Annotated in this window: 8 protein-coding genes; 4 read left to right on the top strand and 4 right to left on the bottom strand. The window is 43.9% G+C overall.

Features of this window, described 5'->3' with window-relative positions; genetic code table 11:
- Positions 1-761 (bottom strand): L-arabinose isomerase family protein (locus tag AC1DWN_RS08755; RefSeq protein ID WP_477558515.1); only part of this gene is annotated, 761 nt, incomplete at its 3' end.
- Between the two features lie 283 nt (positions 762-1,044).
- A complete protein-coding gene (locus AC1DWN_RS08750) occupies positions 1,045-1,230 on the bottom strand; it encodes a hypothetical protein (RefSeq protein WP_475810674.1) in 186 nt (61 codons plus the stop codon).
- Between the two features lie 116 nt (positions 1,231-1,346).
- On the opposite strand from AC1DWN_RS08750, the gene AC1DWN_RS08745 reads away from it, so the two are divergent.
- From AC1DWN_RS08745 to AC1DWN_RS08735, 3 genes are read left to right on the top strand one after another with little or no spacing between them, the layout of a single operon-like run.
- Positions 1,347-2,213: a class I SAM-dependent methyltransferase gene (locus tag AC1DWN_RS08745; protein WP_477558514.1), complete on the top strand. Its 867-nt coding sequence runs from the start codon at positions 1,347-1,349 to the stop codon at positions 2,211-2,213.
- A complete protein-coding gene (locus AC1DWN_RS08740) occupies positions 2,213-2,929 on the top strand; it encodes an RluA family pseudouridine synthase (protein WP_477558513.1) in 717 nt (238 codons plus the stop codon). Before AC1DWN_RS08745 ends, AC1DWN_RS08740 begins: the two co-directional genes overlap by 1 nt.
- A 17-nt stretch (positions 2,930-2,946) precedes the next feature.
- Positions 2,947-4,206, top strand: coding sequence for a CapA family protein (locus AC1DWN_RS08735; RefSeq protein ID WP_477558512.1), 1,260 nt, complete (start codon positions 2,947-2,949; stop codon positions 4,204-4,206).
- Between the two features lie 20 nt (positions 4,207-4,226).
- Here the strand turns inward: AC1DWN_RS08735 and AC1DWN_RS08730 are convergent, their stop codons facing one another.
- A complete protein-coding gene (locus tag AC1DWN_RS08730) occupies positions 4,227-4,631 on the bottom strand; it encodes a MarR family winged helix-turn-helix transcriptional regulator (RefSeq protein ID WP_477558511.1) in 405 nt (134 codons plus the stop codon).
- Positions 4,632-4,873: 242 nt separating this feature from the next.
- On the opposite strand from AC1DWN_RS08730, the gene AC1DWN_RS08725 reads away from it, so the two are divergent.
- Positions 4,874-5,041, top strand: a complete 168-nt coding sequence (locus AC1DWN_RS08725) for a hypothetical protein (protein WP_477558510.1) — start codon at positions 4,874-4,876, stop codon at positions 5,039-5,041.
- On the opposite strand, the gene gyrA is transcribed toward AC1DWN_RS08725, so the two are convergent.
- Positions 5,022-7,484, bottom strand: a complete 2,463-nt coding sequence (gene gyrA / locus AC1DWN_RS08720) for a DNA gyrase subunit A (RefSeq protein WP_477558509.1) — start codon at positions 7,482-7,484, stop codon at positions 5,022-5,024. The genes AC1DWN_RS08725 and gyrA overlap by 20 nt on opposite strands.
- Between the last annotated feature and the right edge of the window lie 3 nt (positions 7,485-7,487).

Raw genomic sequence — 7,487 nt, 5'->3', positions numbered from 1 at the left:
CCAATAGATGCCCATGATGCTGCATTATTACGGGTGTCGGATGAAATATCATAGAGCTCCCCATATTGTTCTAACAGCTGTTTTACTTCTGTTTCGGAGATCTCGTTCATATGGTCGACCAAATCACCAATTCCGTACCCATTTATAGACCAGCCAAATTTAATTTGAGCTTCAACTTTATCACCATCAGTAACCGAAACTTGACGCATGTTGTCTCCGAAGCGAGCAACCTTCAAGTTGCGTCCTTCGTTAAAAGCAATCGCAGTGCCCATCCAGCTTACGACGCGTGATCTGGTTTCTGCATCCTCCCAGTGGCCAGTCACCACTTTACGCTCAAGGCCAAGTCTTGAGAAAATATGGCCGAACTCACGGTCTCCATGCGCCGATTGATTCGTATTCATAAAGTCCAYATCAATACTGTCCCAGGGAATATCACGATTGAATTGCGTATGTAGGTGCAGCAGTGGCTTCCTTAATTCGGATAAGCCATGAATCCACATCTTGGCGGGTGAGAATGTATGCATCCATGTAATGATACCCGCGCAGATCTGGTCAGTCTTCGCTTCAATGCAAAGCTTGAAAATATCCTCAGGTGTTGTCACTACGGGCTTAAATACGATCTCAAACGGGAAGATGGAATCATCATTCAAAGCAGCTGTAATAATACGGGAATGCTGCGCTACTTCCTCTAGCGTTTCAGGTCCATACAAATGCTGGCTTCCTGTAACGAACCAAAACTGATAAGGCTTGACCTGTAACATTGAATTGTTCCTCCTTAAGTTTTACGAATGTAAAACTGCTTCGTAAGCATTCACCTTAAGTTTTACGAATGTAAAACCGCTTCGTAAGCATTCACCTAAGTTTTACTAATGTAAAACTCTTTCATACTTATTCGCATGATCCACACAAACAACTTGTACGTACGTTATCGATATATACTAAATCATATTTATGCACTTGTACATACAACTCGATTTACAGTTATCATACAACTAAAGGATTCACTTTTCAATATACTTCGGTCACAAAAAAGTCAAATTTACATTAAAACTGCTCGAGTCTATACGTATATTTGCAAAAAGAGCAGCGAAATAAAACACTATTATCCCCAATTGTAAAAGTAAGCCGTTCATCGTCTTCAATTTCCACAAATTCTCTGCCGTGTTCATCCCGATCACCTGTTGCAAATAATACTGTTTTGTTTCCACACTCACATTCAAAGCTCATCATCGTCGTTTTCTCCTCTATTTTCATCGTTTCATTGATTCACAGTGTTCGCTTCGATATAATTAGCGATGACATTATTATATTACAAAAACAAAGTCAAGAGAGGGTTACGATAAAACATGTACATTGCAGATAAATGGAACGATTATGAGGTTATAGATACTGGAGATGGAGACAAGCTGGAGCGTTGGGGAAATTATACGCTTCGCCGTCCAGATCCTCAAATTATTTGGCCTATCGTAAATGAAACTGGCCTATGGAAAAAAGCAGACGGTCATTACCACCGCAGCTCCGCTGGCGGCGGTCAGTGGGAAATGAGCCCTGACCTTCCAGAACGCTGGACGATCTCCTATGGTGAGCTATCCTTCCATATCAAACCGACTAACTTCAAGCATACGGGTTTATTCCCGGAGCAAGCAGTCAACTGGAGCTGGATGATGGACAAAATTAGATCAGCAGGCCGTCCGATTCGTGTATTGAATCTATTTGCTTATTCAGGCGGAGCTACAGTTGCTGCAGCTGCTGCTGGTGCAGAAGTATGTCACGTAGATGCTGCCAAGGGTATGGTCCAATGGGCAAAAGAAAACGCACAATTATCTGGCCTTGAGTCTGCTCCAATCCGTTATATTACTGACGATGTGTTTAAATTTGTACAAAGGGAACAGCGCCGGGGCAAGCAGTATGATGCGATTATTATGGATCCGCCTTCCTACGGACGCGGTCCAAATGGCGAGACTTGGAAGCTGGAAGAAAATCTGTTTCCGTTTCTGCAGTCTTGTACGGAGATTTTGTCAGATAAACCGTTATTCATGTTGATTAACTCCTATACGACTGGCTTATCTCCTTCTGTGTTGCATAATTTGCTTCACATGACGATGACAGCTAAGTATGGCGGAGAAATTAACTGTGGCGAAATCGGCTTGCCAATCACAAAGTCTGGTCTTAATTTGCCATGTGGAATTTTGGGACGCTGGGAGTCCAAATAATGTCCATTCCTATTTTGTTCGAGGATAATCACCTGCTCGCTGTTATTAAGCCCCCCGGTATTTTGTCACAAGAGGATGAGACGGGCGATCCAGATATGCTCACCCTATTGAAACAGGATTTAAAGGAACGCCATAACAAACCGGGAAATGTGTTTCTAGGACTTGTTCATCGGATTGATCGTACAGTTGGCGGTGTCATGGTTTTTGCCAAAACCTCGAAGTCTGCGTCGAGACTTTCCGAATCTGTCAGAAACCGTGTTTTTGGCAAAACGTACGTATGCGTCGTGCAGGGCTCTCCTGCAGCGCATACGGGACGGCTGACACATTATATTCTTAAAGATAAGAAGCGTAATCAGGTCACTGTCTACAACCGACCTGTCGATGAGGCAAAGGAAGCTATTTTAGAGTATGAGGTTGCAGCGAATGCTGGCCGTTATTCTCTTATAGCTATACGGCTGCACACGGGAAGACCGCATCAGATTAGAGCACAAATGTCACATATCGGATGCCCTTTAGTAGGCGATCTTAAATACGGAGCTAAACCTACAGCTGACGTATCTGATATCGCTTTATGGTCAACCTCGGTTACCGCTCCACACCCTATCTCGAAAGAAATCGTGAGCTTCCACTCCATACCTAGCGGCTCAAAGGCTTGGACATGGTGGACTGACGAACAACTAGGACTCGCATCCAAGATGTTCAATAGTGTGCTATAAGGAAGGAAGATGCACGAATGCGTCACAAAAAACACTGGATTGTTCATACCATTCTATTATCACTTACTCTAATAGGTTTGGTCATTCTCTATGTAATGCCTTCCAATCAAGTGAAGGCTCCAAACCTTAGTGGAGTTATCCCGCCAGAAGCTGTCGGCGAGTCTGCCTCAGACTCGCCATCCCCTACACCTATGCCAACCACAAYCGTTTTACAGCCGTCTGAATCGCCGCAAGCGCCTGTTTTTTCAGAAGCAGTCTGGATAGCGGTTGGCGATATTATGATGCATACGCCGCAGCTACCAGGAGCATATGACAAATCGACGAAGCGTTATAACTTCGATGGGTTTTTCAATGATATAGCACCTATCTTAAATCAAGGAGATTGGGTGATCGCCAATTTGGAAACACCAATGGCCGGGGTTGAGTATGGCTATACTGGATATCCACACTTTAATGCACCGTATGAATTGGGTGAAGCAATAAAACAAGCTGGCTTCAACCTTATTACAACAGCTAACAATCACTCACTCGATAAGGGTGAAAAAGGACTGCTGCGCACACTTGAAAATTTAAAATCATTAGACCTCCTGCATGTTGGAACGGCCTCGTCTCAAGAGGACGCAGATCAATTGCTTCTCTCTGAAAAGAATGGAATTACTATGGGGTTGCTTTCTTATACGTACGGAACGAACGGCATACCTATACCTGAAGGTAAACCTTATCTAGTATCGCTAATAGAAGAACAGAAAATAATAGAAGATATCAAACGGCTTCGCGAAGCGGGAGCTGATCTTGTAACCGTTTCACTTCATTTTGGTATCGAATACCAGACTAAGCCAAGTAAAGAACAGAAACGTTTAGCTAGAACGCTTGTTGCTGCTGGCGCTGATATTATAGCCGGCTCACATCCTCATGTCGTACAACCTTATGAGGTTGTAGAGACGACAGATGAGAAAGGTGCGCCAAAAACCGGTCTTATCATATATTCTATGGGTAATTTCATTTCAAACCAGCGAGGCGATACGAAGGACTACGGGGTTATTTTCAAAGTAAACATACGAAAAAATATGACTGACGGTACCATCTCTCTCACCGAAATAGAGTCGATACCGACCTGGGTTCATCGATATAAACCCGATAGTGCTTTTCGATACCGTATTTTACCGATTGAACAGACCATTAATGCCTCATCTGATCCTTTATTAGCACAAGCCGACTACGATACGCTTAAAGAAAATTTCGAGTTATTGCGTAATCGGCTCGATTCTATGAAATAAACATTTACTAGATTACCTCTTCATAGGTTCGCGACTTTCCCTAGCAAGTAAACCAACAGCTGTTGATTATGAGAGGAAATGCGGTCCAGCGATTGTTCAATTAATTGAGTCCGAATCGCTGTACCGCGCACAGCTTCTTCTTGACCCTTCTTCGATACAGATACCCATACAATTCTCCGATCATTATCATCTCTAGAACGATCGATCAGCTCATTCCGTTCCATCCGATCAAGCAGTGTTGTTATCGCAGCAGGTKTTGTTGCCAAATACTGAAGCAGATCAGAAGGCTTCATTGGCTGATGCTGCAAAAGCAAATCTAGCACATTCAATTGTCCTTCCGTGAGTGGAGCGAGCGACTGCTCTAAGCTGGTTTTCCACTCGCGTGAAAGCTTCATCCATAATCGAGTAAATTCATCAGATACCATTTATCCTCACACTCGCTCTCTGTCATATTTCACCTTTCGTTATATATTATAACAGCCCAAAATGTCGAATAAAAGATTAACACAATTAATAATTTGCGATATTAATCGATACAATAGTGAACATTTTGACAACATTAGACATACAATGAGGCGAAAGCCCAGCACTTCTTCGCTTTCCTAGTACTTTCGCTCATGCATTCGATGTAATTTTGCTGCGAAAATTTTTAAGGGGCGTGATTGATATGGACGAACGTAAAGCAGCAATTATACAAAAAATAAAAGCTTATGGCATAATAAAAGACCCACAATGGTTAGACAGCCCTGATGAGCCGGTACCATTGTGGGTTATGCTAGAAGCTATTTTGGAAGTTATTGAACGTTTTGATCCACCTAATCGCCCTTTTGATTGATCTCCGTAAGCGAGCGTACAAGTGTACTTGTTATGATATCATTCTTCTCAACGAGGAAGATCAGCTTCCCAATCGATTTGCGATCTTCAATTGGTGCTTTCTCTGAACTCGCAACAAGCTTTGCTCCAGAAGATGTAACGGCAGTGATCTCTTTCGCATCCTTGCAATAATATGCGGCAACAAGAGCAGCTCCATTTGGTTTAACTCTTTTGCCTTCCTTGAACTCGAACGTTTGAACGCCTTTGCCGCCTCTTCCTTGGATCGGATAATCAAGCAGCAATGATCGTTTTGCGTAGCCAATATCTGTAATGACGACAATTTCGCCTTCATCCTCGGCAACCCATTCGGCGGCAATTATCTCGTCTCCATCCTTCAGCTGAACGCCTCTGACACCCGTTGCAACTTTACCCATCGGATTCACTTCGCTCTCGGCAAATCGAATACTCATCCCATGCTTTGTCACCAGCAAAATTTGCTTCGTCCCGTCACTTACGACGACTTGAATAACTTCATCACCATCGGCAACCTTGCAAGCGGCAATTGCTGTAGATCTTGTCGTTGCATATTCCTTAAGCTCTGTTCGCTTCACTTGACCCCGCTTCGTTACGAACACTAGTGACGCAGTTGAAGCTGAAACATCTCTAATGGGAATGACACTTACGATGGAATCATCCTTCGGCATCGGGATCACATTAACAACTGCTGTCCCTGTATCCTTCCACTTAAACTCTGGAATTTGATGGACAGGCAGTAGATAATATTGCCCCTTGCGAGTGAACAGCAATAGGTTGTCAATCGTATTGACCGCCATAAGCTCACGAACGAAATCGCCTTCCTTCACTCCAGAGCTTTGTTGCTCTCCTCCAGATCTAGTGAAAGACAGCATGCTTGTCCTTTTTACATAGCCGTCATTGCTAAGTGTTACAAGCACATCCTCAGGTGTTACGAGTACTTCAAGATTAACTTTAAGTTCTTCTACTTCACCACGGATATCTGACCTTCTGTCAATGCCGAATTTTGTGCGAATTTCGAGCAGCTCATCTTTGATGACACCAAGCAGCTTCTTCTCGCTATCCAAAATGGATCGCAAGTAAGCAATTCGCTTCATCATTTCCTTATGTTCTTTCTCTAGCGTTGTAATCTCTAGATTGGTTAATCTATAAAGCTGCAATGTCAGAATCGCATCTGCCTGGCGTGGAGTGAAGTCAAATTTCGCGACTAAATTGTCCTGTGCATCGGCACGATTCTTAGATGCTTTAATTGTCGCGATTACCTCATCAAGCAGATTAAGTGCCTTTACGAGACCTTCTACTACATGAGCACGATCCTCGGCCTTCTCTAGATCGTATTTTGTTCGGAAAGTTACGACTTCCTTCTGATGCTCAATATAGGCAGATAAGATTTGCTTCAGGCCAAGCTGCATAGGTGTTTTGTTAACGATAGCCACCATATTGAAGTTATAAGCTACCTGCAAATCCGTCTTCTTCAGCAAATAAGCAAGAATCCCTTGCGCATCCGCTTCCTTCTTGAATTCGACAACAATACGAAGACCATTGCGTCCGCTCTCATCGCGAACCTCAGCAATACCTTCAACTTTTTTCTCTAGCCGTATATTTTCCATCGCCGTAACAAGGCGAGACTTAACTACCTGATAAGGGATTTCAGTTATAACGAGCTGCTGTCTCCCGCCCCGCATATCTTCAATCACTGTTTTCGACCGGACGTAAATCCGTCCTTTACCTGTAGCATAGGCATCACGGATACCTTCTTCACCCATGATTAAGCCGCTTGTCGGAAAGTCTGGACCTTTAACATATTTCATGAGCTCCTCAAGCGACAGCTCTGGGCTCCCCATAAGCGCGATACAGGCGTCAATCACTTCTCTTAGATTGTGGGGTGGTATCTCGGTGGCAAAGCCCGCTGAGATGCCACTGGTACCGTTTACGAGCAGGTTAGGGTATCTCGACGGGAGTACAACCGGTTCTTTCGTCGAATTATCAAAGTTATCTTTGAAAAGCACCGTTCTTTTCTCAATATCACGAAGCAGCTCCATCGCAATTGGCGACAAGCGTGCTTCTGTGTACCTCATAGCAGCAGCCGGGTCATCATCCTGAGAACCCCAGTTACCATGTCCGTCAACAAGCGTATGCCCCATTTTCCAAGGCTGTGCCATTCTAACCATACCCTCATAAATCGATGAGTCGCCATGGGGATGATAATTACCCATTACGTCACCAACCGTTTTGGCTGATTTGCGATATGCCTTATCCGGCGTGTTTCCAGAATCATACATCGCGTATAGAATACGTCGTTGTACAGGCTTTAAGCCGTCGCGAACATCAGGAATCGCGCGATCCTGAATAATATACTTCGAATAACGTCCGAAGCGGTCTCCCACGACCTCTTCTAGAAACGCTGGCAAAAATTGTTCCAGTATACTCATGCA

Source organism: Paenibacillus sp. P4_A7 (assembly GCF_056402455.1).
This window is presented reverse-complemented; position numbering and strand designations above follow the sequence as displayed.